Source organism: Clostridium mediterraneense (assembly GCF_900091705.1).
Taxonomy (GTDB): Bacteria; Bacillota; Clostridia; order Clostridiales; family Clostridiaceae; genus Sarcina; species Sarcina mediterraneense.
This window is the reverse complement of sequence record NZ_LT594785.1, coordinates 446,805-470,916: the sequence shown is the minus strand read 5'-3', so window position 1 is coordinate 470,916 and position 24,112 is coordinate 446,805. Positions and strand designations below refer to the sequence as shown.

20 protein-coding genes and 9 tRNA genes are annotated in these 24,112 nt (G+C 29.6%); all 29 read right to left on the bottom strand.

The window, feature by feature from the left end; all coding sequences use genetic code 11:
• Positions 1-36: 36 nt before the first annotated feature.
• The 29 genes from dusB to BN8917_RS04035 all read right to left on the bottom strand — a co-directional run bounded on the left by dusB (position 37) and on the right by BN8917_RS04035 (position 24,111).
• Entirely contained in the window at positions 37-1,017 is a 981-nt protein-coding gene (gene dusB / locus BN8917_RS04175; RefSeq protein ID WP_066871054.1) for a tRNA dihydrouridine synthase DusB, read from the bottom strand.
• Positions 1,018-1,023: 6 nt separating this feature from the next.
• The gene (locus BN8917_RS04170) at positions 1,024-1,803 is read right to left on the bottom strand and encodes a type III pantothenate kinase (protein ID WP_066871051.1); all 780 of its coding nucleotides are present in this window, start codon (positions 1,801-1,803) and stop codon (positions 1,024-1,026) included.
• A gap of 220 nt (positions 1,804-2,023) precedes the next feature.
• Positions 2,024-3,694, bottom strand: coding sequence for a formate--tetrahydrofolate ligase (locus BN8917_RS04165; protein WP_066871048.1), 1,671 nt, complete (start codon positions 3,692-3,694; stop codon positions 2,024-2,026).
• Positions 3,695-3,885: 191 nt separating this feature from the next.
• Positions 3,886-5,685 (bottom strand): ATP-dependent zinc metalloprotease FtsH, encoded by a 1,800-nt coding sequence (gene ftsH, locus BN8917_RS04160; RefSeq protein ID WP_066871046.1) that lies wholly within the window; start codon positions 5,683-5,685, stop codon positions 3,886-3,888.
• A gap of 38 nt (positions 5,686-5,723) precedes the next feature.
• Entirely contained in the window at positions 5,724-6,272 is a 549-nt protein-coding gene (hpt, locus tag BN8917_RS04155) for a hypoxanthine phosphoribosyltransferase (RefSeq protein ID WP_187117186.1), read from the bottom strand.
• A 4-nt stretch (positions 6,273-6,276) separates the two neighbouring features.
• Complete coding sequence (gene tilS / locus BN8917_RS04150) at positions 6,277-7,677, bottom strand: tRNA lysidine(34) synthetase TilS (RefSeq protein ID WP_066871043.1); 1,401 nt, start codon at positions 7,675-7,677, stop codon at positions 6,277-6,279.
• Positions 7,678-7,839: 162 nt separating this feature from the next.
• Positions 7,840-10,233, bottom strand: a complete 2,394-nt coding sequence (gene spoIIE / locus BN8917_RS04145; protein WP_066871040.1) for a stage II sporulation protein E — start codon at positions 10,231-10,233, stop codon at positions 7,840-7,842.
• 309 nt (positions 10,234-10,542) lie between these two features.
• Positions 10,543-10,631: transfer RNA gene (locus BN8917_RS04140), tRNA-Leu, on the bottom strand.
• A gap of 37 nt (positions 10,632-10,668) precedes the next feature.
• A tRNA-Met gene (locus BN8917_RS04135) sits at positions 10,669-10,744 on the bottom strand.
• Between the two features lie 28 nt (positions 10,745-10,772).
• Positions 10,773-10,861: transfer RNA gene (locus BN8917_RS04130), tRNA-Leu, on the bottom strand.
• A gap of 16 nt (positions 10,862-10,877) precedes the next feature.
• Positions 10,878-10,954: transfer RNA gene (locus BN8917_RS04125), tRNA-Met, on the bottom strand.
• A 25-nt stretch (positions 10,955-10,979) separates the two neighbouring features.
• A tRNA-Met gene (locus BN8917_RS04120) sits at positions 10,980-11,055 on the bottom strand.
• Positions 11,056-11,069: 14 nt separating this feature from the next.
• A tRNA-Leu gene (locus BN8917_RS04115) sits at positions 11,070-11,158 on the bottom strand.
• 15 nt (positions 11,159-11,173) lie between these two features.
• A tRNA-Met gene (locus tag BN8917_RS04110) sits at positions 11,174-11,250 on the bottom strand.
• A 27-nt stretch (positions 11,251-11,277) separates the two neighbouring features.
• A tRNA-Met gene (locus BN8917_RS04105) sits at positions 11,278-11,353 on the bottom strand.
• 6 nt (positions 11,354-11,359) lie between these two features.
• Positions 11,360-11,448, bottom strand: a tRNA-Leu gene (locus tag BN8917_RS04100).
• A 312-nt stretch (positions 11,449-11,760) separates the two neighbouring features.
• A complete protein-coding gene (locus BN8917_RS04095) occupies positions 11,761-12,201 on the bottom strand; it encodes a S1 domain-containing RNA-binding protein (protein ID WP_066871037.1) in 441 nt (146 codons plus the stop codon).
• Between the two features lie 72 nt (positions 12,202-12,273).
• Positions 12,274-12,549: an FtsB family cell division protein gene (locus BN8917_RS04090; protein ID WP_066871034.1), complete on the bottom strand. Its 276-nt coding sequence runs from the start codon at positions 12,547-12,549 to the stop codon at positions 12,274-12,276.
• 78 nt (positions 12,550-12,627) lie between these two features.
• The gene (gene yabQ, locus BN8917_RS04085) at positions 12,628-13,002 is read right to left on the bottom strand and encodes a spore cortex biosynthesis protein YabQ (protein WP_066871031.1); all 375 of its coding nucleotides are present in this window, start codon (positions 13,000-13,002) and stop codon (positions 12,628-12,630) included.
• A 1-nt stretch (position 13,003) separates the two neighbouring features.
• Entirely contained in the window at positions 13,004-13,309 is a 306-nt protein-coding gene (yabP, locus tag BN8917_RS04080) for a sporulation protein YabP (RefSeq protein ID WP_066871028.1), read from the bottom strand.
• 75 nt (positions 13,310-13,384) lie between these two features.
• Complete coding sequence (locus tag BN8917_RS04075; RefSeq protein ID WP_066871025.1) at positions 13,385-13,645, bottom strand: RNA-binding S4 domain-containing protein; 261 nt, start codon at positions 13,643-13,645, stop codon at positions 13,385-13,387.
• Between the two features lie 94 nt (positions 13,646-13,739).
• A complete protein-coding gene (locus BN8917_RS04070; RefSeq protein WP_321220966.1) occupies positions 13,740-14,042 on the bottom strand; it encodes an HU family DNA-binding protein in 303 nt (100 codons plus the stop codon).
• A gap of 176 nt (positions 14,043-14,218) precedes the next feature.
• The gene (gene mazG, locus BN8917_RS04065) at positions 14,219-15,007 is read right to left on the bottom strand and encodes a nucleoside triphosphate pyrophosphohydrolase (RefSeq protein ID WP_066871019.1); all 789 of its coding nucleotides are present in this window, start codon (positions 15,005-15,007) and stop codon (positions 14,219-14,221) included.
• Between the two features lie 90 nt (positions 15,008-15,097).
• On the bottom strand, positions 15,098-16,654 hold the full coding sequence (locus BN8917_RS04060; protein ID WP_066871016.1) for a putative polysaccharide biosynthesis protein: 1,557 nt from the start codon (positions 16,652-16,654) through the stop codon (positions 15,098-15,100).
• Positions 16,655-16,753: 99 nt separating this feature from the next.
• On the bottom strand, positions 16,754-17,305 hold the full coding sequence (gene spoVT / locus BN8917_RS04055; protein ID WP_066871013.1) for a stage V sporulation protein T: 552 nt from the start codon (positions 17,303-17,305) through the stop codon (positions 16,754-16,756).
• Between the two features lie 199 nt (positions 17,306-17,504).
• A complete protein-coding gene (locus BN8917_RS04050; protein WP_066871011.1) occupies positions 17,505-18,641 on the bottom strand; it encodes a SurA N-terminal domain-containing protein in 1,137 nt (378 codons plus the stop codon).
• 72 nt (positions 18,642-18,713) lie between these two features.
• Positions 18,714-22,244, bottom strand: coding sequence for a transcription-repair coupling factor (mfd, locus tag BN8917_RS04045; protein WP_066871007.1), 3,531 nt, complete (start codon positions 22,242-22,244; stop codon positions 18,714-18,716).
• Between the two features lie 31 nt (positions 22,245-22,275).
• Positions 22,276-22,845, bottom strand: a complete 570-nt coding sequence (gene pth, locus BN8917_RS04040) for an aminoacyl-tRNA hydrolase (protein ID WP_066871004.1) — start codon at positions 22,843-22,845, stop codon at positions 22,276-22,278.
• 123 nt (positions 22,846-22,968) lie between these two features.
• Positions 22,969-24,111 carry a S1C family serine protease gene (locus BN8917_RS04035; protein WP_066871001.1) on the bottom strand — a complete coding sequence of 381 codons (1,143 nt, stop codon included), beginning with the start codon at positions 24,109-24,111 and terminating at the stop codon, positions 22,969-22,971.
• Position 24,112 lies beyond the last annotated feature (1 nt).

Below are 24,112 nucleotides of genomic sequence, written 5' to 3'. Positions count from 1 at the left end.
TTAACATATAACAAATATGTCTAATAAATATTATTCCTATAATCCTTCTTTTATAACAAATTCCTTATAGTTATTTAAAGCTTCTAAAACTGCTTGTGGATCATTTATTGTATTAAGCTTATTTCTCATTTCAGCTGAATTCTTAATTCCCTTTAAATAAGCTCCTGTATGTCTTCTCATTTCTCTAACAGCTCTTTCAGGTCCATTATATTTCATTGCAAGTTCATGATGTCTAATACACATAGCAATTTTTTCTTCAGAAGTTGGAAGAATAACTTCTTCACCTTTTAATTTTTGTTCTATCTGCTTAAATATCCAAGGGTTTCCTATACTCCCTCTAGCCACCATTATGGCATCACAATTTGAGATTTTCTTAAGCTCTAAAGCATCATCAGCAGTAAATACATCTCCATTACCTATAACTGGTATAGAAACTGCTTCTTTAACTTGTCTTATAATATCCCAATCAGCTTTTCCAGTGTACATTTGCTGTCTAGTTCTTCCATGAATAGCTACTGCATCAGCTCCAGCTTCTTCAAGCATCTTTGCAAATTCTACTGCTACTATTTGATCATTATAATAGCCTTTTCTTATTTTAACTGTTACTGGTTTTGTTGCAACCTTTTTAACAGCACTTACAATTTCAAAAGCTAATTTAGGATTAGTAAGAAGTGATGATCCATCATCATTCTTAACAACCTTAGGCGCTGGACACCCCATATTTATATCTATAATGCAAATATCTTCTCTTGGATTGAAGTATTTTTCAGCAGCATAAGCCATTATTTCAGGATCACTCCCAAACATTTGGCAAGCTACTGGTTGTTCTTCTTCAACTATTCTCATTAGTTCCTCAGTTTTTTCATTACCATGATATAATGCTTTTGAACTAACCATTTCAGTATATACCATTCCACAGCCCATTTCTTTACAAAGACCTCTAAATGCTATGTCAGTAACTCCTGCCATTGGTGCTAAGAATACATTACCATCTGGCTGTACATTTCCTATCTTCATAATGTATTACTCCTTATTCTTATCATAAAGAATCTTTAAGCCTTCTAATGTTAATCTAGGTTCTATATTATCTATAACATCTGTTCCATCAGATATTAATTTAGCAAGCCCTCCTGTTGCAATAACATATGGTTCTGCTTCCCCTAAATTCATCATTTCTTTTTTCATTCTTCTTACTATATATTCAACCTGCCCTATGTAACCATAAATAATACCAGCTTGCATACTTGTAACTGTATTTTTGCAAATTAAAGTATTTGGTTTTTCAAGTTCTACTCTTGGAAGCTTGGCTGCTCTTTCATATAAAGCTTCTGATGAAATCTTAATTCCAGGGCATATATTACCACCAAGATAATCTCCTCTTTCAGTTATAGCACAATAAGTTGTTGCTGTACCAAAATCTATTACTATCAATGCTCTCTTATTCTTTTCATAAGCTGCCACAGCATTTACTATTCTATCTGCTCCAACTTCTCTTGGATTATCATATCTTATATTAATTCCTGTCTTAATCCCAGGTCCTATTACTATAGGTTCTTTTTTGAAACATTTTATAACCATGTTTTCTATAGAATGCATAATATTAGGGACAACTGATGATATTATTATTCCTTCTACTTCTTCTGGATTTAAATTACTTTGACTAAATAATTGCATGATTTGTATTGAATATTCATCTGAAGTTTTATTAGCATCAGTAGATATTCTCCAACTAGCTATATAGTCATCATTCTTACTAAGTCCTAATACAATATTTGTATTACCAGCATCGATTAATAAAATCATTTGTACACCACCTTAATATAATTAAAAGCAGCCTTATTTGGCTGCCTGTAAAATACATTTAAATATATAAATATACAATATAATTTTATCAACAAATAGCTATTTGTCAAGCAGATACTCACTATTATAAGGAATTTTTCCTATTTTTTACTTTATTTAAAAACATAAAAAGAAGCTACTATAAACAAAGTAGCTTCTTTTTAACTTCTTAATTTTAAAATTAGAATAATCCTGTAATTTCTCCAGATTCACTAATATCCATTATATTAGCTGCTGGAACCTTTGGAAGCCCTGGCATAGTCATTATATTTCCTGTTTGAACAACTACAAATCCAGCTCCATTTGAAACTCTAACTTCTCTAACTGTTATATTAAATCCTTTTGGTCTTCCTAAAAGCATTGGATTATCTGATAAAGATGATTGGGTCTTTGCCATACATACTGGAACTTTATCCATATTGTACTTTTCTATTTCAGCTATTTGTTTTAAAGCTGCTGGCTCATAATTAACTCCATCTGCTCCATAGATAGTCTTAGCAATTTTAAGTATCTTATCTTTTATACTTTCATTAGTATCATATATAGGTGCAAAGTTAGAAGGTTTATTTTCAATAGTTTCTATAACCTTATTAGCAAGGTCTACTCCACCATCTCCACCTTTTTCCCAAACATCTGCTTCTGAAACCATAACCCCTTTAGCTTCACAGAAGCTCTTAACAAATTCAACTTCTGCTCTTGAATCAGTTATAAATTTATTAATAGCAACAACTACTGGAACTCCAAAGGCTTGAATATTTTCTATTTGCTTTTCTAAGTTTTCTATCCCAACTTTTACTGCATCAACATTTTCTACTGATAATTCATCTTTCTTAACACCACCATGATGTTTTAATGCTCTTATTGTTGCAACTAAAACAACACAATCTGGCTTTAAATCACCATAAACACATTTAATATCAAGGAACTTCTCTGCACCAAGGTCTGCTCCAAATCCAGCTTCAGTTACTGCATAATCAGAAAGTTTTAAAGCCATCTTAGTAGCAACTATTGAATTACAGCCATGAGCAATATTAGCAAATGGTCCTCCATGAATTATTGCTGGTGTATTCTCAAGAGTTTGAACAAGATTTGGTTTTATAGCATCCTTCATAAGAAGAGCCATAGCTCCTGAAACTTCTAAGTCCTTAGCAAATACAGGTTCACCATCTAAATTATAAGCAACTAATATATTACCCATTCTTTCTTTTAAATCTGAAATTCCTGTTGCCATACAAAGTATAGCCATAATTTCTGATGCAACAGTAATCATAAATCCATCTTCTCTAAGGAATCCATTAATTTTACCACCCATACCAACAACTATTTGTCTTAGAGCTCTATCATTCATATCCATAACTCTTTTAAATACAATTCTTCTTGAATCAATATTTAAAGCATTCCCTTGATGAATATGATTATCTATTGCTGCACAAAGAAGATTATTTGCCGCAGTTATAGCATGCATATCTCCTGTAAAATGAAGATTTATATCTTCCATAGGAACAACTTGTGAATATCCACCACCTGCTGCTCCACCTTTTATACCAAAGACTGGTCCTAGAGATGGCTCTCTAAGTGCAATAATTGAATTCTTTCCTATTTTATTAAGAGCCTGCCCTAATCCAACTGTAACAGTTGATTTACCTTCACCTGCAGGTGTTGGGTTTATAGCTGTAACTAAAATAAGTTTCCCATCTTTATTATCTTTATACTTATCAAAAACATCTAGATTTATCTTACATTTATATTTTCCGTATAATTCTATATCATCTTCTGTAAGACCAATTTTCTTACCTATATTAACAATAGGTTCCATCTTAGCACTTTGTGCAATTTCTATATCAGTATTCAAATTTCACACACCCCTTTTATATAAGTTAAAATTATTTCACTTATAATATCATTTAATATCATTATACATATAAATCGTAATAAATAAAATATGTTTTACGAATATTATTTAAAAATAAAGGAATATATTTCGTTTTTATACATCTAGGATATAAAAAAAGAACTATCTTTTATAGATAGCTCTTTTTTATTTTAAGATTCAACATAAATTCTTTCGAATTCGTCTGCATCAATTTTTTCTTTTTCCATTAATACCGCTGCAACAGCATGAAGTTTTAAAATATTTTCTTTTAGAAGTCTTTCAGCAGTTTCATAAGCTTCATCAACTAAAGCTTTAACTTCTTTATCAAGAAGTGCACTAGTTTCTTCACTTATATTTCTTGACTTACCAAATTCTCTGCCAAGGAATACTTCTCCACCTTCATCACCAAATGAAATAGTTCCAACCTTATCGCTCATACCATATTGCATTACCATAGCTCTAGCTATAGAACTTACTCTATCAATATCGTTCTTAGCTCCTGTACTTATGTCATTAAGTATAAGTTTTTCAGCCATTCTTCCTCCAAGTAAACCTGCCATTTCAGATTTTAGCTTAGATTTTGATGTATAACTTCTATCTTCATTTGGAAGATGCATAGTATATCCACCAGCCATTCCTCTAGGAATAATACTGATTTCATGAACTGGATCTGCATTTGGAAGTGATCTCATAACAATAGCGTGACCTGCTTCATGATAAGCTGTAAGCTTTTTATCATGCTCACTTATAACCTTGCTCTTTTTCTCTGGTCCAGCTATAACTCTAGTAATAGCTTCTTCCATATCATCCATATCAATCTTTTGCTTATTTTTTCTAACTGCAAGAAGTGCTGCTTCATTAGTTAGATTTTCTATATCAGCTCCTGTAAAACCTGGTGTTCTCTTCGCAAGAACATTTAAATCTATTGACTTATCTAAAACCTTATTTCTTATATGAACATTTAAGATTTCTTTTCTACCTTCTACATCGGGTGCAGCAACTACTATTTGTCTATCAAATCTACCTGGTCTTAAAAGTGCTGGATCAAGAATATCAGGTCTATTTGTAGCTGCAATCATAATGATTCCTTCATTTGCTCCAAAACCATCCATTTCAACAAGAAGTTGATTTAGTGTTTGCTCTCTTTCATCATGACCACCACCAAGTCCTGCTCCTCTTTTTCTACCAACAGCATCAATTTCATCTATAAAGATTATACATGGAGAATTCTTCTTTGCTTGCTCAAATAAGCTTCTTACTCTTGAAGCCCCAACCCCAACAAACATCTCAACGAAATCTGAACCTGAAATTGAGAAGAATGGTACTCCTGCTTCTCCTGCAACAGCTTTAGCAAGTAAAGTTTTACCTGTTCCTGGGGGACCTACTAAAAGAACCCCTTTAGGTATTCTAGCACCCATATCAATATAGCGTTTAGGATCTTTTAAGAAATCAACTATTTCTTCTAACTCTTCTTTTTCTTCTTTTGCCCCGGCAACATCTTTAAAGTTTACTTTCTGGGTATCAGGATTAGCCATTTTAGCTTTACTTTGCCCAAAATTCATTGCTCCCTTATTAGCTCCGCCACCTTGTGACTGTTGAATGAAAACAAAGAATATCACAACTCCTACAACCATTATTAATCCAGTCATTACTATTTGGAACCACTGAGAGTCATTATTAGGTGCTATATATTTAATATTTACATTCTCACTCTTATATTGCTCTTGTAATGCATTTAATTGATCTTGTGGCACATAAACTTCAAAAGTTTTATTATCTTTTGTTTTACCCTGTATCTCATTTCCACTAACAACTATATTAGTGATTTGATTATCAGCCCACATAGTTTTAAACTTCGTAAAGTCTATAGTATTCCTAGTACTACTTGAATCAAGTATCATATATGATCCAAAAACAATTATACCTATAACTAATAACCAAGTTATCAGTGTCTTAGACATATTTTTCATCTAGGGACCCCCTCTCTTCACATAAATTCTATTTATAATTATTTTTCATAAATTTCCCTTTTCAAACTTCCGATGAATGGTAAATTTCTATAATTTTCAGCATAATCAATTCCATATCCAACTATAAATTCATCTGGAACATCAAATCCACTATACTTAACTTCTACATTTGCTTCTCTTCTAGCTTCTTTATTTAATAAAGCAACTATTTCTATACCTGCTACTTTTCTAGCCTTTAAATAATCTACTAAATAACTAAGAGTTTTTCCTGTATCAACTATATCTTCAACTATTAATATGTGTTTGCCTTCAACATTAGTATCTAAATCTTTTAAAATTCTAACAATACCTGAACTCTTTGTAGACTTTCCATAACTTGAAACTGCCATAAAGTCTATTTCACAAGGAATAGTAATATATTTAATTAAATCAGATGTAAAAACAACTGATCCTTTTAAAATTCCTACTACTAAAAGTTCTTTACCTTGATAGTCTTCACTTATCTTCGCAGCTATTTCTTTTACCTTTGTTTGTATTTGCTCTTCTGAATATAAAACTTCTTTAATATCATTTTTAATGTTAACCATAATATTATTCCTTCCTAACACAACTTATCTTTAAAAGTTTATTATTTTTTTTGCTTATTTTAAATAGTTCACTAGTTCTAACTCCAACAGCCCAGGCAATATCACTATCAAATTCTATAATTGAAACCTTATCTCTCTGTTCTTTAGGAATTTTAGAATTAATGAAAATATCTTTTAATTTCTTTTCTCCCTTAAATCCAAAAGGAATCATTTTATCTCCATTTACCCTAGTTCTTATATTTATAGTTTCAACTCCATCAAAACTAAAATATTTCACATTAGTATCTTTAGAAAAATCTATTTTCCCGTCATTATCAACTATCTCAAACAATAAACTATCAGAATTAAAATCTATGGAAATTTTTTCAGACTTAATTAGATTTTCCACATTTAATTTAAATAATTCATCTTGATTTTGTTTCTTTATAAATTTATCCTTAGCTATATGTATATTGCAATATTCATTAATAGCAATAATTTTATTAGTTAAATCTAATCTTCTACCAGTCTTACCTTTTTGAAGATTTATAACATCATAAATATGCTTCATCTCAAAATTATTAAAAGCTCCAGATACATCCATAAGTGCCTTTCTTATTATTCTAGTTAGAATAGCTTCTTTTTCTAAAAAGGCATTAGCATTTATAACTACACCATCTTTATTACAAATACAAAATTCTTTGTACTTTTCTTCAACTACTCCATCAATAAAATCTGAATCTACACTTGCACTATATGCAAGTCTATTGAGAGTATTAATAATATCACTATTAAAATTATCCTTAATAAAAGGAATCATTTTTAATCTTACTTTATTTCTTGAATATAGCTCCTCTAGATTAGTTTTATCTATTCTAGGATCTAAATTATTTATCTCACAGTAATTTTCGATTTCTTCTCTAGTTAAAGAAAGTATAGGTCTTATATATAATCCATCTCTAATGGGTCTTATTCCTACTAAGCCTTCTAAGCCAGTTCCCCTCATTATTCTCATAATAAGAGTTTCTGCCTGGTCATTAGCATTATGGGCTATAGCTATCTTATTTATACCTATTTTTTCTTTAATTTCATCAAAGAAAGAATATCTTTCATCACGCCCTGCCATTTCCGTGGAAATACTTTTTTCTTTTGCTATCTTTTCTACTTCTACTCTTTTAACAAAGAAATCAACATTTAATGATTCACATAATGATTTAGCGTAATCCTCATCTGCAAATGCTTCATCACCTCTAATAAGATGATTAACATGAGCTGCAAAAACTTCTATATTAAGTTCATCTCTAAGCAAGCAAAGTATATGCAATAAGCAAACAGAATCTGGTCCTCCTGACAAAGCTACTAAAACTTTATCTCCTCTTTGAATCATGGAGTTATCACTTATATATTTCAATACTTTTTTCTTCATAAAATCATACACTCCATTATTTAAATTATACTAATTATTATAACATAATACTAATTTATTGTAAGTAATAAAGCAAAAAAATTAGCTACTTAATCCCCTCTAAATCAGGTTAATAAGTAGCTTTTTTTAACATAATATTATTAATAATTATGCTATACTAAATTACTGTAAATTATATATTTTAGAAACTACAACAGTCATATCATCCTTTGCTTTTCCCTCTGTTATTTCCTTAGCAGCTGATAATATCTCACTTGAAAGTTCCTTAGATGTTCTAGCTCTAGTCTTCTCTAAAAGATTTATAAGCCAAGTATTAGAAAGATCTCCATCTTTAAATAAATCTAAAACTCCATCACTTATTGTTATTATGAAATCCCCACCTTTTAATTGGAAATCAAATTCATCAATATCAGGAGTATCTAAAACACCAAAAGGTAAAGTCTTAGAATCTATAATTTTAACTTTATTACCTCTCTTAATAAAACTTTCCATAGCTCCAACTTTTAAGAACTTAGCTCTTCCATCATAAAGATTTATTTTTTGCATATCTAAAGTTGAAAACTTTTCTTCTTCTGAAAACTTAATACTCATAATTGAATTTATAGTATCTATCGCTGTCTTTTCACTAAAGCCAACTTCTGAAAACTTTTCAACCATTTCTACAGCAATTCTACTTTCTGCACCAGCTCTTGGACCAGTTCCCATCCCATCACATAATAAAATCATATGATGTCCATCCTTAGTCTTACCAAAACTATAAGAATCTCCAGTATATTTTTCTCCATCTTTTGAACATAAAGAAACATGTGAATTAACATGATATCTTGGAGCTTCTTCTATTAAAATTTCACAACAGCTAGTACTTGGATCTATATGACATTCTTCAGCTATACTCATAGTTCTACCTATTGTTTTATTTACAATAGGTAAAATATCTTTAACACAATATTGAAGACCTTCACAATTCTCCATATCAATTTTTATGTTAAGCCTTGATTCCTTATCTGTATAAGCAATAATATCTTTAATTTCAATATTATTTTTTAATAAAGCTTTTCTTATTATTCTCTCTATATCAATAGCAAGATTAACTTCTCCACTAAAATCATTAACTATTTCTCCAATAGTTGCAGACATATTTTTTATATGACTAGATAAAAGTCTTCTTCCCTCACCAAGTCTTTTCTTAAGCATTTCATCTGCTATATGCTTATTAACAAGTTCCTGTGTTTGAGCAATTAAAGCTCCTTCTTTTAAACATTTTTTCTTTAAATGAAGAGGAAATTGATTTTCACCTTCTTCATAAGATTGTATAAGCTCCTTAAATGAACTATAAGTCTCATGCATTTCTCTTTTCCAACAGATCTTTTTATAATCACAATTTTTACATACTCTATCAGCTAAGTTATCCACAAGTGCTTCAGCCTTATTTTTATCCACAAGCTTTTCATTTTCAACCATTGTATTTAAAGTTGTTCCCATGGTATTAAGAACATCTGTAAAATCTGAAAGTCTTCCTGATAATTCATTTTTCATTTTATTAAAATGCTTTTCATTAAACTCATCTTTTTTACTTTCATCATCAAATTCTATTCTAATCTTTTCTATAACTTTTTTAGGTATTAATATAAAAACTGTACTCCCAATAAATAATTCTATAAGCATATTCATATCAAATGACTTAAGATAAAATGCTAAAAGTATATACATTGTATTAAAAGATATATAACTTAAAAATCTTCCACTCTCTCTAAATATAGTTGATATAAGACAGCTCACTCCAAAAACAGCTATATAGAATGTAAGATTTCCTGTTATCATTCCAAAAACTGCACCAAGTATTAACCCTACTGTTGCACCTAAATTTCCTTTGCCTATGTAACTTATAAATAAAACAAAAAATATTGCAATTATATTTCTTATATCTAAGTTAAATATACTTATGTTACCTATTCCGACTATAATTATAGATAAAAGTAATTCTATACTTATTATTTCATCATTATCAAAATAATGTTGAGTTTTAAATTCATTCAAGCATTTAATTCCATAAGATATAATATAGTAAGTTGGAATTAATATACCTGTTATTATTCCTCCAACAACACTGCTTGCTATTAGATCTTTCTTTAAGATCAAAATTCCATAGCCTGTTATTAGTACAAAACTTAATATAAAATTTAAAACAATACTTATCTTATTATTCTTACCTAAAATTACAGTTGTTAATATCATTAATATAGACATAATGATAAAAATAGGTATTTCTTCAATCGTAGGTATTAAAGTTACATATCCTATTATTGATGATGCTAATGCAATTATACCTTCTTTTATACTCAAATTAGCTATCGATATAATAAATACAATACCAAATGGAGCTATAGTTTTAATAAATTCTAGATTTACATCAATATAAACTCTACTTATTAAAAAACTAGCTAGTGCTATAATTATAAGTCTACTATAATTATCCTCACTACTAAAAACACTCTCTTCTTTTATTTTTCTTTGCTTAGATTTTGTAAAACTTTTTATATCTGCTCCATATTGCATGTTTATATCCTCCATTCCCACTTTATAAAAATTATTATAACAATGGTAAATAGAAATATATGTCAATTTATTAGAGTATATTACAATAAAAATAAGACAAATACTATATTGATATTATTTCATTTTACAAATTATTCCTTTTTGTATAAAATTCATCTTTTTTAGTTTTTAATTTTTAGATATTTCTTGTATATTTATGTATTTATTTATCATAAACTTTTTTCTATTACATAAAAAATATATTTACTAAAAGAATATCTAGTAAGTATATTTCTAAAATAAAAAAAGCAATCTATAAAGATTGCTTTTTGGTGCCGAAGACCGGAATCGAACCGGTACGGTGTTTAACCACCGCAGGATTTTAAGTCCTGTGCGTCTGCCAGTTCCGCCACTTCGGCATACTACACAATTATGTTATATATATTATGTGTTTTTTGGTAGCGGGGACAGGACTCGAACCTGTGACCTTTGGGTTATGAGCCCAACGAGCTGCCGACTGCTCCACCCCGCGTTATTAAGTGTAAAATATGTGCTTTAAATGGTGCCGAAGACCGGAATCGAACCGGTACGGTGTTTAACCACCGCAGGATTTTAAGTCCTGTGCGTCTGCCAGTTCCGCCACTTCGGCAGGACATCATTTAAAATGGTAGCGGGAACAGGACTTGAACCTGCGACCCTTCGGGTATGAACCGAATGCTCTAGCCAACTGAGCTATCCCGCCAAATATGTGTGAATTATAAAGTTTGTGGTAGCGGGGACAGGACTCGAACCTGTGACCTTTGGGTTATGAGCCCAACGAGCTGCCGACTGCTCCACCCCGCGTTATTAAATTTAAATGGTGCCGAAGACCGGAATCGAACCGGTACGGTGTTTAACCACCGCAGGATTTTAAGTCCTGTGCGTCTGCCAGTTCCGCCACTTCGGCAGGACATCATTTAAATGGTAGCGGGAACAGGACTTGAACCTGCGACCCTTCGGGTATGAACCGAATGCTCTAGCCAACTGAGCTATCCCGCCATATTATGTTATATTATACAAACCTTATGGTAGCGGGGACAGGACTCGAACCTGTGACCTTTGGGTTATGAGCCCAACGAGCTGCCGACTGCTCCACCCCGCGTTATTTTGGTGCCGAAGACCGGAATCGAACCGGTACGGTGTTTAACCACCGCAGGATTTTAAGTCCTGTGCGTCTGCCAGTTCCGCCACTTCGGCTTATCTTTTGTTTTTGGGTTACTCCCTTAACGACAAGGATTATTATACCGAATATAAATCTTAGTGTCAACACTTTTAAATAGATTTTTTTCTTTTTTTTATTCACTTTTTTCTAAAGTCCGACAAATACTATGTTTAGCTAATAAAAATAACTAAAAAAACTTAATAAAAAGTATATAAATCTTATGTTTTTAATAATTAAATTCGTAATATAATTAAATAAAAATCTTATTTTTAAATAAACTTAATATATTTATTATAAAAAATAAAGGATGCCTAAAACTATGACATCCTTCTAGAAATTATATTAAATTACATTCTTCTCTTTGATCTTGGCTCTTGATTTTTCTTAACATCTTGAAGTCTTTCTTCACTGTCCTTTAAAAACTTTGCCATTATATCTTCAAAGCTTTCAGCAGATTGCTTCTTTCTGTTATTATTTGAGTAATTATTCCCTCTACTATTTCTGTTATTATTTTTTCCCCAGTCTACTTCTGCTGGTTTAACTGATTTTTTCTTAGGTGGCATAGCTTGCTTAATTGATAAGCTTATTTTACCTTTTTCATCTGTACCTAATACTTTAACTTTAACAATATCATTTTCTTTTAAATGTTCATTGATATCCTTAACAAAAGAATCAGCTACTTCAGAAATATGAACTAAACCAGTTTCTCCTTCTACTTCTACAAAAGCTCCGAAGTTTGTTATGTTTGTTACTTTACCTTCTAATATGTTTCCTGTCTCTAAGGCCATTTAAAAAGACTCCTCCTTAAAATAAATCAATATATATTATTATGTTTTAATAATAATAATCTTTTTATGTAATTATTTATCCTTTGAATCAATAATTACTTTTTCACCCTTCTTTATCATTCCAAGCCTCTCTCTTGCCATCTGTTCTATATATGAATCTGACTTAGAATTTTTAAATTCTTCAGTTAACTCAACATTTTTTTGATTAATGTTTTTCATCTGTTGTTCAACTTGAGATTTTTCCTTATTTAATCTTCTATTTGTTATCAATTGCTTTCCAAATGAAAAAACAAATAAAACACTCACCGTAACAATTACTAATTTCCTAGCAGTGAACTTACTTTTCATCTAACTTCCCCCACCCTTAATAATAAGGCTATACCTATATTTTAAACACTGTGAGGAACTTATTCAAGAAAATTCTATTTATTTTGTTACTATATTTTTAAATATATATCTAATATTTTTACCTAATACTCTACAAAACTTGAAAACAAGCCTAGCTACAACATTTTCTACACTTACAACCATCTTAGAAAATATAGCTAAATAAACCATTACTCCAATAAACATAAATAAATATACATAAGCACCTAAAAAACCATAATTAAATACTAATAAGAAAATAAAAATAACAATTGAGATTAAGATCCAAAATAATATATCTTGTATCATACCTAATATTTTAGGAACATTAAAACCTCTTATAAGTCTATAACCATCAAATAAAATTCCAACTAACATACCTGCCAAACAAGAAAATATAACTATATTAAACTGAATTCCTAAAGGTAATAACAAATTACTTCCTCCTTAGAATCTTATTTATAAAATGTAATTTTCTTTTTTTATTTTCTTTTGTATGGTATGACATAGAATTTACATATCCTGATATTATTACATCACCATTTTGAACATCAAGCTTATTAAGCTTTAAATTCTTACCAGTAATATTAAGTCCCCCAAGACTTGTATTAAGACTTATAGCATCATCATCAAAACTAAGCACTTCTAAAACACCTGTTAATGATAATTTTTTTCTATTTTCTAAACTCAAATTGCCTTTATTATTTTCACTTAGGTTTATATTGCCTTTATTACTTTCCATAGCATTTCCCCCTATATTTTTATAGTAAAATATATGAGTTTATGCTATCCTTTATGCTATTTATAATAAATAGTTCTACTCTTTATCTTCTTCACCTTCTAGAATCTCATACATATTTTTAGCATCTTCTTTTTTAACATGCTCTGCTATGTTTATTATTCTAGCTTTTAAAGTTCTGTTTCCAAATAATATTTCTATTATGTCTCCATCTTTTACTTTTGTTGATGGCTTAGCAACTTTATCATTTATATTAACTCTTCCACCTTCACAAGCTTCTTTTGCTACTGTTCTTCTTTTTATAATTCTTGAAACTTTTAAGTATTTATCTAATCTCATAATATCATTCTCCTAAAATACTTATTTAAATATATACAAGTATATATTCAAAAAAAACCCGAGAAATCTCGGGTTTTCATATTAATTAATAAAATTATTTATTAACTCTTTCTTTGAATTCTTTTCCTGCTTTGAAAACTGGTGCTTTTGAAGCTGGGATTTGAATTACTTCTTTAGTTCTTGGGTTTCTTCCTTCTCTTGCTGCTCTTTCTCTTGTTTCGAATGTTCCGAATCCAACAAGTTGAACTTTATCTCCACTTTCTAAAGCTTCTTGAACGCTTTCTATGAAAGCCTTTAATGCTACTTCAGCATCTTTCTTTGTTAATCCAGCTTTGTCAGACATGCTTGTTATTAATTCTGATTTATTCAATTCTACATCCTCCTTAAATTGAGTAATTTACTGTAAAGTATCTTACTGCAATCTTTATACTGCAATATATATAATAATATTATATATTTAAACTTTTGTATAGTACCAAAACTGCTATTTTACAGTATTTAATTAACTTTTTTTTCTCTTTTCTTTTATTTTTGACTATTAAAAGCCAAAATTACTACAAAATTCATTGAATATTAGACATTCTTCTCTTGTTTAACTAGCTCCCAAAGCTCATCCATCTCTTCTAAACCCATATTATCTAAATTCTTATTTTGAGCTATTGCAGCTTCTTCTATAAATGAAAACCTCTTTACAAATTTATTTGTTGTTTTTTCTAGAGCTTCTTCGCAATCAACTTTTAGGAATCTTCCAACATTAACTGCTGAGAAAAGTAAATCCCCTACTTCCTCTTCTATTCTTGACAGATTTCCAGTCTTATATACATCTTTAATTTCATTTAATTCTTCTTCTATTTTAGCCATAGCCTGTTCTACATTTTCAAAATCAAACCCAACCTTCGAAGCTTTCTTTTGAATCTTTGCTGATCTTGTAAGAGCAGGTAAAGCTCTTGCCACTGCATTCATTTCATCAGTTACAGTTTCAAAGCCCTTCTCTTTCTTTTTTCTCTCATCCCAACTATCAAGAACTTCATCTGATGTAATATCTTTTTTTACATCAAAAACATGTGGATGTCTGCCTATCATCTTTTGACAAATACCATCAATAACATCTGATATATCAAATTCATTATTCTCTTTAGCTATTAAGCTATGAAATACTACATGAAGTAAAATATCTCCAAGCTCTTCCTTTAAAGCACTCATATCTTCTTCATTTATAGCATCTAATACTTCATAACATTCTTCAACAAGTTGTCTTTGCATACTCTTATGAGTTTGCTCTCTATCCCAAGGACACCCTTGTGGTGATCTAAGTATTTGAATAATTTCTATTAAGTCATTAAAATCTTTTTTCTCTTTCATAATATACCTCCTACTAAACTAACTTAAATATACTAAAGGAGAAAAAATATTTCCATAAAATATTCTTTCTCCTTTGATTTCTATATAAATTTATGAAATTTTTCTATTATTTATTTTACCCATAGCTCTACCTTTTAAATACTTATAATCAAATACTTTAAGTAACATAATTAACAATAAATATATAATTCCACCTATACAAATTGATATTACACACATTAATGATTGCTTTGGCCAAACTTTAATTAATAAAAGAAAAGAACTCATAGTAACTATAATCATCCCTATACTAGCCATAAGAGGTTTCCATAAAGTTTCTTTTAAATCACTTTTATATTTAATATTAATCTTTATACAAATAACATTAAGTAATCCTATAATCACATAAGATGTTATAGTTGATATAACAGCCCCTTGAATATTAAATTGAGGCATTGGAACAAGTACCATTGTTAGAATTAATTTAGCAACAGACCCTACAAGCATATTTATAACTGGCAAAGTCATTTTACCTATTCCTTGTAAAATAGACGTTGTTATCTGTGTTAAAACTAAAAATGGTATACTAATTGAAAGCCATCTTAATATATCAGCTCCTCCATCTCTCCCTGGAAAAATAGTTGACATTATAGGTTCTGCCATAAAAAACATTCCCATAAAGCAAGGAAGTGATATAACAAAAACAAATTTCATAGCTGTACTTATATTTTTACTCATTTCATAATTATCTTTAGCTGCATTACTTGCAGATATTGCTGGAACTAAAGCACTTCCAATAGCAACTGATAATGTCATAGGTATATGAATAAGCGCTGTTGCCTTTCCTGTTAATTGTGAAAATAACACTGTTGCCTCTTGTCCACTAAATCCAGCCTTTAAAAGTTTTTGTGGAACTAAAATAGCATCTATTATTCCCATTATACTTACAACAGCTGCTCCTATTGCTATAGGTATAGATGCAAAAATAAGTTTTTTAGTTAAAGTACTATATCTAGTCTTACTTCTTGAAATATTCCTAGGCTTTAACTTAAAATATCTAAATATTAAATAAATAGCTGCTAGTCCACCTCCAGCAGTTGCTCCAAATGTTGCTCCTGCTGCTCCATATTCTATACCTTTAGGTAATAATATATAAGCTAGTCCAACTCCAAAAATTACTCTTCCAATTTGCTCTACAAATTGTGAAACTGCTGTTTCATTCATATTTTTATAACCTTGGAAAAATCCTCTTATAGGATTTACAACTGAAATAAATAAGGGGGCTACACTTATTGCTATAATAGAATAATATGCTTTCTTGTCCCAATTAAATAAATCAACTATTTTTTCACCATAAAAACTTAAAACAAATGTAACTGATAATGCTAAAAACATTAAAAGCATAACTGAAATTTTCATTAACTTAAAATTGTCTCCTTCTTTTCCAAGATTATTATTCTCAGATACAAGTTTTGACATAGCTATAGGTATTCCCCCCGCTATTGCTATAAAGAAACTATATAAAGGAAAAACCATTTGATAATATCCTAAACCTTCATCACCCATCATCATAACTAGTGGCCATCTAAAAAAAAGTCCTAAAAACTTACTAACAAGTCCTACCACAGCTAAGATTAAACCACCTTCTATAAAGGTTTGTTTTTTCATATAATACCTCCAAATTTAATTACTAACTATTTATTATTATTGTAAATTTGGAGGCATTATTACTTATTTTATGTATAGTTAAAATTTTAGTAGGATATATTATTGCTCCATTTGCTTTCCTAAAAATGCTGCTGCTGTTTCTACAAGCTTCTTTTCTACTTCTCCAAAAGAGCTTTCATCTTTTGAAAATAATATTACAGTACCTATTGCATCACCTTCAGCAATTATTGGTGCTATTGCTTGTGCTTTATACTTTTCTTCAGGATTATCTTCTGAATAAAGAGGTTCAACCTTACCGTTATTTCCTCCAAGTATTACTGCTTTTCTATTTTCCATTACTCTTTCTAGCTCATCACTAATTTTTCTATCAACGAAATCTTTTTTAGCAACACCACTAACTGAAATAAACATATCATTATCTGAAATTAATACAGAATGACCTGTTGCTTGTTGAAGTGCATCAGCATATTCTTTAGAGAAATCTGTCAATTCTCCTATAGGTGAGTATTTTTTTAATATTACTCCACCTTCTCTATCTGTAAATATTTCTAAAGGATCTCCTTCTCTAATTCTTAGAGTTCTTCTAATTTCCTTTGGTATTACAACTCTTCCTAAATCATCTATACGTCTTACTATTCCTGTAGCCTTCATAAATTATATACCTCCCTTTAGGTTAAATCTTTTCTTTTGTCTACACCCTTATTATTTTTCATATTTCAAATTTTATACACATTGGTTATATTTATATGAATTTATTATTATTTGTCCATTGATGAATTTTTTATAATTATAATAAAAAAAATACCCTTGGAACTTCCAAGAGTATTTTTAAATTTATTTTTTATTTATATTATTGATTTGCTGTTGTTCCTGTTGAAGCTGAATTTGATTCTGCTTGAGTATCTTGTGCTGGTATTGCATAATCTAATTTATTAGTGAATACTTCTACTCCAGCTGCTTTCTTCCACTCTTCAACCTTCGCTTGAAGTGCTTGTGATTTCTTTTGATTTGTTAAGTAATCAATTATTTCTTGTTTTTCATCTGCAAAATTCTTATATGTTGGTTGAAGATTTACTTCACTAGCAAATGCTATATTATAAACTGCACCATTTGGTCCTTCATTTTGAACTACTGCTGATACGTCTCCAGCAGCCTTAAGTCCTTTAACAGCTGTCATAAATGGAGCTTGATATTGTTGAGAATCAAATGGAATAAATCCTAATGCTCCACCATCTGATTTTGATGAGTCTACATTATTTGCTGATGCAATCTTCTTAAATACTGCAAGTTTATCTTCTACACTTGTCATATTTGCTGTTTCACTCTTATATTGAGCTAAAAGCTTATCAGCATCAGCTTTTGAGTTAACTACGATATCATAAACAACTGCTCCTGCTTGCTTAGCAACAAATTGTGATTTATTTTCATTATAATATGTTTGAGCTTCAGCTTCTGTTGCTGGCTTAACATCCTTTGTTACAATATCAGTAAGCTTTTGAACTTGTATTGACTTAGCTAATTGTTGTTTATAAGTTTCTTCTGTTAATCCATTTTGCTTTAAAGCTGCATCAAATGCTTGTTGTCCAGCTTCCTTACTACCTGCTTGCTTTATATATGCATCTAATTGCTTATTATAAGCTTCTTGTATTTCTTCAGGAGTAGCTGTTATTTTTTGTTCTTGTATTTGCTTATCAATAATAGGTTGTAATATTTCATAGTTAAGAACTTCCTCTCTATCTTGTATTACAGCCTTTTTAGCATCAGCATTATCCATTAAGTTTCCTGAATATTGTTGTTCTAATTGTTGATAATATGGAGCCATATATTTTTCAACTTGAGCAACTGTTATATCAGTGTTATAGACCTTACCAACAACAGTTTTTTGTATTGCTGCAGGAGTTTTTTGAATCATTCCAGTTCCTACAGCTACCGCTGCTACTGCTGCGATTACAACTGCAACCCCTACTATTCTCTTTATACTTTTCATTTTAATACCTCGCTTTTTTATACTTTACATAACATAGAAATAAGTATATCAATATTCACAATTTTTTTCAAACTACTTTTTTAAAGTAATCTTGTATTCTACTAGCTTATCAAGCAACTTTTTGAAAACTTGAATTAAGTCTTCTTTTTTCTCATCATCAAATCTATAAGAAAAACTTGGTTTCTCACCAAACTTAAATAAAATATTCTTTTTATAATCCTCAAGTACTTTAACAAGCAATCTTTTATCTGTTCTTTCTCTACTTTGGAATTCAAAAATAATTTCATTTTTTCTTTCCTTAATTTCTTCTATATCTAGAAGCTTTGCCTTGCTTTTAATATAAGCTATATCCATAAGGTTATAAACTGGCTTAGGAATAGTTGAATATCTATCTTCAAGCTCTTCCTTTACATAATTATAATCCTCTTCATTTTCAATAGCAGCAATCTTTTTATAAACTTCTATTTTTTGAATTTCATTATCTATATAACTTGAAGGAATAAATGCATCTAATTTAATATCAACAGTTGTTTCAACAGGTTCTTGCTCAATTTCACCCTTAATAAGCTTAACAGTATCTTCAAGCATTCTACAATATAAATCATAACCTATACTTGCCATATGACCATGTTGTGATGAACCCATCATATTTCCAGCTCCCCTAATTTCAAGATCTCTCATTGCAATCTTAAATCCTGAACCAAGCTCTGTAAAATCTTTTAATGCCTTTAATCTCTTCTCAGCAACTTCTGTTAAAACTTTATCCTTTTGATAAACTAAATAAGCATAAGCTACTCTATTACTTCTTCCAACTCTACCTCTTAATTGATAAAGCTGTGAAAGTCCCATTTTATCAGCATCATAAACAATAAGAGTATTTACATTAGGCATATCAATTCCTGTTTCTATAATAGAAGTACAAATAAGTACATCAGCTTCTTTATTCATAAAATCAATAAGCTCAGTCTCTAATTGTTTTTCTGTCATTTGTCCATGAATAACTCTAGGTGTACATTCTGGAACAAGTTCTTTAATATAGGCAGCTATAGATTGTATATTTTCAACTCTATTATAAACAAAGAATACCTGACCACCTCTATTAATTTCTCTTAAAATTGAATCTCTAATAAGTTGATCATTTTGTTCAACTACATAAGTCTGTATTGGATATCTATCTTCTGGAGGAGTCTCTATTACTGATATATCTCTAACCCCTGTAAGAGACATATGAAGTGTTCTAGGTATAGGTGTAGCACTTAAAGTAAGAACATCTACATTTTTCTTAAGATTTTTTATCTTTTCTTTTTGTGTAACACCAAATCTTTGCTCCTCATCAACAATTAAAAGTCCTAAATCTTTAAAGTTTATATCTTTTGAAACAAGTCTATGAGTTCCTATAAGAATATCAACATTTCCTTCTTTTAAAGCTTGAAGAGTTTGATTTTGCTCTTTTCTTGATTTAAATCTACTAATTACATCTATAGTAATTGGGAAACCAGCAAATCTCTTTTTTAAATTACTATAATGTTGATCTGCAAGAATAGTTGTTGGAACTAAGAAAGCAACTTGTTTTCCATCCATAACTGCTTTAAATGCTGCTCTTATTGCAACTTCAGTTTTTCCATACCCTACATCACCACAAAGTAATCTATCCATTGGTTTATCTGATTCCATATCAGCTTTAATTTCTTCTAATGAAACTAATTGATCTGGTGTTTCTTCATATGGAAACTCATCTTCAAACTGCTTTTGCCATTGAGTATCTTTAGAAAACTTATATCCCTTAACTGTTGCTCTTGCAGCATAAAGTTTAACTAAATCTTTTGCAATATCATTAATAGACTTTCTAACTTTAGCTTTAGCCTTCTGCCACTCATTTCCCCCGAGTTTATTAACCTTAGGACCTTTACCTTCTGAGCCAACATATTTTTGAACAAGGTCTAATTGCTCAACTGGAACATAAAGCTTATCTCCCTTTTGATATTCAATATCTAGATAATCTCTTTTATTACCACCAACATCAATTTGCTTTATTCCTTTGTAAATTCCTATTCCACTATTAACATGTACAACATAATCTCCAGGCTTTAATTCACCAAAGCTCTTAATTTTGGCCATACCTTTTTGCTTTTTATGTTTTTTAGTTGATTTTCTCTTTCCTTCCCCAAAAGCTTCTTTATCTGATATAACACAAAGTTTTAAATCCTTATAATCAAAACCTTTTGCTTGATTACCAAAGGTTACAACTACTTCACCATCATTTATTTCTGAAATTACATCTTTATAATTAGCTTCTATATCTCTATCTCTTAAAACTTCTACAAATCTTTCACCTCTAGGTCTAGTACCTGATAAAACTACAACTTTATAGCCATTTTTCTTTTTCTCTTGTATTTCTTCAATCAGAAGTTCAACCTGACCATTATAATTATGTAAACTAGCTTGATTAAACTCTACACTTTCTCTTGCTTCTAAAAATTTCAAATTTTTCTTTAATGCATTTAAGATAATAACGTCCTGACTTCTAAAACCTTCTTCTACCTCTTCATTTGATAAAACTAATTTATTTTGAGATGGAAGAATATCTCCTCTTTCAAGAAAAGCTTTATAATCCTCAAGAAACTCAAGTAAAACACTATCTACTTTTCCTTTACACCTATCTGATTCATCCATAATAAATAAATAATCATCTAAATAATCAAATAATTTTGATGGTTTATCAAAAAGAAAAGGAATATAACTTTCAATAGTTTCAAAGCTCCATTTTTCTCTAAGACTTTCAATATTATGATTAACAATAGATTTTAACTTATCAGTAAGTTCTGTATTATCTTTATTCTTCTCTAGAACTTTATTTAATTCATCTTCTATTTTCTCTAATGAACTTTTTAATATTTCATTATCTAAAATAATTTCTTTTGCTGGGAAAATATGAACTGAATCTTGTCTTTCAATACTTCTTTGTGACTCAACATTAAAAGTTCTAATAGAATCTATTTCATCTCCAAACAGTTCAATCCTAAAAGGAGTAGCACTATAAGGTGGATAAACATCTAATATTCCTCCTCTTACAGCAAATTCTCCTTTCCCTTCAACAACTTGAGTTCTTTCATACCCACACTCTACAAGCTTTTGTGTAACTGAATTAAGCTCTATCTCTTCTTCTTCAGAAAGAGTAAAGCTATATTTCTTATAAAGTTCAATTGGAGTATACAATGAAACAAAAGATTCAATTGAAGTAACTATTATTTTTTTCTTATTTTTATTTTCCAATATTTCTTTAATTACTTTAAGTCTAGCCCACCTCAAATCACCTGAGATAGCATCAATATTATAAAAAACAATTTCTCTAGTTGGTAAATAGTAAACATCTAAACTATAAAAACTTAAATCTTCATATAAAGTTCTCGCCTCAACATCACTACTTGTTACAATAACCATTGGCCTATCTTCATTTTCATATATAGCATTTATAAGATATGCCCTTCCCGAATCACTAAGTCCATTTACCTCAAAAGGAAAACTTTTTGAATCCAAAGCTTTTTTTAAAACATTAAAATTCTCACTATTAATTAAAGGATCCATAAGTCCATTTAATCTCATTTCTTTAACACCACCATTTCAAAATAAAGAGCTACTTTTCTACTAAAACACCGTTATATTTATTCATAGCACTTTTAACATCGCTCTTTAACATCTCTTCTACAGACTCACAAACTACAGGCATTACCTTTTCCATATGACTCCATTCATCAGCTGAAAATTTACCTAATACATGAGAAACTAAATCATGAGCTGGAGCTCCAACCCCAACTTTAACTCTTGGGAATTTATCTGAACCTAAATTACTTATAATACTCTTAATTCCATTATGTCCACCAGCACTACCTTTTTCTCTAATTCTGATTTTACCTATTTCAAGACTTATATCATCATATATAACAACAACTTCATCTTCACTTAATTTATAGAAATTCATTATTTCTCTTATACTATCTCCACTAAGGTTCATAAAAGTTTGTGGCTTTAATAAAATTACTTTTTTATTATTAATAAACCCTTCCCCATATGCACCTTTAAATTTTATCCTATTTATGTCAATATTATACTTATCTGAAATATAATCTATTATCTCAAATCCTATATTATGTCTTGTTCTATCATATTCCTTCCCTGGATTACCTAAGCCTACTATTAAAAACATTCTTTCTCCTCCGTATCATAAAAATATAAATAAATTATATCAATAATATTGTAATCTGTATAATAAAATAACTTGCCGCATAAAAAGCGACAAGCTATTTTAAATTATTATAAAATTTTTAAACTAATAAGTAAGTTTCATAGGTATTTTCATAGAATTACCATTTCTAATAAGATTAATGTAAACTACATCCCCTACAGATTTAAGTTTAACTATTTTATAAATCTCATTTATATTACTTACTTTAATATTATCAATATCAGTTATGATATCTCCATCTCTAATCCCTGCTTTATAAGCACAACCTTGTTCATCAACCTGATTAATAAGAACTCCCTTATTATGTCCTGTAGCTGATATACCTTCTATTCCTAAGAATACCCTTGATACTCTGCCATCATTAATTAAATCTTTTATAACATTTTGAGCATAGTTTACTCCTACCAAATAACTAAATCCATCTTTATTTTCAATAGTATTTGTATTAATACCTATAACTTGCCCATTTAAATTTACAGTAACTCCACCTACTATAGGTTTACTAATATTTAAATCTGTTTCTAAAACTCCTGTTTTAATAACATTATTATTTTGATCAGTAACATCAATAAGTTTATCTGTATTACTAATAACTCCTATTGTTGCAAGACTTCCGCCCTCTTCACCTGAGTTATTTCCTACCGCTATAGCTATTTGACCCTGATTAATATTATTACTCATCTTAACAGGTACTAATTTATCTACATCAATTTTTAGTATAGCTATATTAGTTATAGTATCCTCACCAACAATAGTTGCTTTAAAACTTTTTCCACTTATATTAGGAACTTCAACATAGATACTTTTAAAATCTTTTATACTTGAATATGCTGTAGCTATATATCCATTTTCTCTAACAACAAAGCCAGTAACCTTAATTCCATCCTTTGAATCTTTACTTTCATTTGTAATAGTAACAAGTGATGGTGTTACATCATTTATAGCTTTTGCTACATTATCAGAATTAGTATTGTTATCAATACTACCAATATCACTTAAATTATTATTCTTAGAACTATTTTCAAGCCATCCACTATCTAAGATATAAACAACCATAGCAGTTGAAATGCAAGCTGCTAATATAATTATTATTAGATATTTTAAAATAGCTTTTAAGATTTTATATTCTTTTTTCTTAACTATTGTAATCTTCCCAATAGGATGATTTTCTGTTTCTGTTGTTGTAGTTCCTTTTTGCTTAATCTTCTTAAGTTTTTCTTTATCCATG

Coding starts and splice junctions, on each gene's coding strand:
- dusB (WP_066871054.1), bottom strand. CDS start 1,017: ATGAAGATAGGAAATGTACAGCCAGATGGTAATGTATTCTTAGCACCA.
- BN8917_RS04170 (WP_066871051.1), bottom strand. CDS start 1,803: ATGATTTTATTAATCGATGCTGGTAATACAAATATTGTATTAGGACTT.
- ftsH (WP_066871046.1), bottom strand. CDS start 5,685: ATGAAAAATATGTCTAAGACACTGATAACTTGGTTATTAGTTATAGGT.
- hpt (WP_187117186.1), bottom strand. CDS start 6,272: ATGGTTAACATTAAAAATGATATTAAAGAAGTTTTATATTCAGAAGAG.
- tilS (WP_066871043.1), bottom strand. CDS start 7,677: ATGAAGAAAAAAGTATTGAAATATATAAGTGATAACTCCATGATTCAA.
- spoIIE (WP_066871040.1), bottom strand. CDS start 10,233: ATGCAATATGGAGCAGATATAAAAAGTTTTACAAAATCTAAGCAAAGA.
- BN8917_RS04095 (WP_066871037.1), bottom strand. CDS start 12,201: ATGGCCTTAGAGACAGGAAACATATTAGAAGGTAAAGTAACAAACATA.
- BN8917_RS04090 (WP_066871034.1), bottom strand. CDS start 12,549: ATGAAAAGTAAGTTCACTGCTAGGAAATTAGTAATTGTTACGGTGAGT.
- yabP (WP_066871028.1), bottom strand. CDS start 13,309: ATGGAAAGTAATAAAGGCAATATAAACCTAAGTGAAAATAATAAAGGC.
- BN8917_RS04075 (WP_066871025.1), bottom strand. CDS start 13,645: ATGAGATTAGATAAATACTTAAAAGTTTCAAGAATTATAAAAAGAAGA.
- mazG (WP_066871019.1), bottom strand. CDS start 15,007: ATGAAAGAGAAAAAAGATTTTAATGACTTAATAGAAATTATTCAAATA.
- BN8917_RS04060 (WP_066871016.1), bottom strand. CDS start 16,654: ATGAAAAAACAAACCTTTATAGAAGGTGGTTTAATCTTAGCTGTGGTA.
- spoVT (WP_066871013.1), bottom strand. CDS start 17,305: ATGAAGGCTACAGGAATAGTAAGACGTATAGATGATTTAGGAAGAGTT.
- BN8917_RS04050 (WP_066871011.1), bottom strand. CDS start 18,641: ATGAAAAGTATAAAGAGAATAGTAGGGGTTGCAGTTGTAATCGCAGCA.
- mfd (WP_066871007.1), bottom strand. CDS start 22,244: ATGAGATTAAATGGACTTATGGATCCTTTAATTAATAGTGAGAATTTT.
- pth (WP_066871004.1), bottom strand. CDS start 22,845: ATGTTTTTAATAGTAGGCTTAGGTAATCCAGGGAAGGAATATGATAGA.
- BN8917_RS04035 (WP_066871001.1), bottom strand. CDS start 24,111: ATGGATAAAGAAAAACTTAAGAAGATTAAGCAAAAAGGAACTACAACA.